The organism is Streptomyces sp. BE20 (assembly GCF_036322525.1).
Classification (GTDB): domain Bacteria; phylum Actinomycetota; class Actinomycetes; order Streptomycetales; family Streptomycetaceae; genus Kitasatospora.
On record NZ_JAQYWW010000540.1, the window covers coordinates 1 to 1,038 of the forward strand.

Sequence of the window (1,038 nt, forward strand, 5' to 3'; positions counted from 1 at the left end):
ACGAGTTGGTGCGTGATAGCGAGTGGGGCCTTTGTGCTGCGGGTGGCATGATCGCGGCGTGCGGATCATGGTCAATCGGGCGGTTCTGGCGCATCGGCTGTTTACCGGTGTCTCCCGGCGGCATCTGGGCAGTCTGATCGCCGAGCTGGCCGAGCCCTGGCAGGCCGTGGTCGAGGGGCGCCGCCACGACGCGCGAGGCGGGGCGAGGAAGCGAGCCGCCGGTGCCGGTGCACGTCACCAATTCGTCTTCACCGACCGGGTGGTGGCCACTCTGATCCATCTGCGGCACGACCTTCCGCATGCGGTACTGGGGCTGCTGTTCGGCGTCGACCGTTCCACCGTCACCCGGGCGATCGCAGAGATCCGCGCCCTGCTCGCCCGGCGGGGCTGCGCGGTCCCCGACCGGCCCGGCGTGCGCCTGAGGACCCTCACGGACGTGTTCGCATACGCGCAGGCCGAAGGCGTCGAGCTGCGGCTGGACGCCACCGAGATCCAGGTCCGACGGCCGGTGGCCGGCCGCGGCGGACGGCGGGCGTTCGTCTCGGGCAAGAAGAAGCAGAACACCATGAAGGCCACCGTGATCGCCGACCACCACGGCCGCACCCTGTGGACTGATGCCCTGCGACCAGGGCGAATGCACGATGCGACCGCCGCCCGCAACGAAGGCATCGCCGACTGCTTCCGGCAATTCCCCGATGTGGAGGTCCTTCTCGACGACGGCTACCTCGGCCTGCGACGCGACCACCCCGGCCAGGCGATCACACCACCGAGGAAACCGAACAGGAGCGCCCTGGCCGACGTCCACGCCCGCTGGGAACAGGACCGCCACCAGCACTCCTCCGACCGCATCACCGTCGAACACGCTCTTGCCGACCACAAGCGCTGGAAGCAACTCCTCCGCTGGACACACCGCCGAGAGACCCTGCCCGACACCTACCGCGCCATCGCCGGCCTCGTCTCCGACCGCACCGCCGGCACGTGAACCACAGACCTCAACCAGCCCCCTGCTGCCCCACCCGCTATCACGCACCAACTCGT

Annotated in this window: 1 protein-coding gene and 1 pseudogene; one reads left to right on the top strand and one right to left on the bottom strand. The window is 69.6% G+C overall.

Annotation, left to right across the window (positions count from 1 at the left end; all coding sequences use genetic code 11):
- Positions 1 to 280, bottom strand: a pseudogene (locus PUR61_RS08800) (hypothetical protein); the annotation flags it as partial.
- On the opposite strand from PUR61_RS08800, the gene PUR61_RS08805 reads away from it, so the two are divergent.
- Complete coding sequence (locus tag PUR61_RS08805) at positions 167 to 982, top strand: transposase family protein (protein ID WP_329877463.1); 816 nt, start codon at positions 167 to 169, stop codon at positions 980 to 982. The pseudogene PUR61_RS08800 and the gene PUR61_RS08805 overlap by 114 nt on opposite strands.
- Positions 983 to 1,038 lie beyond the last annotated feature (56 nt).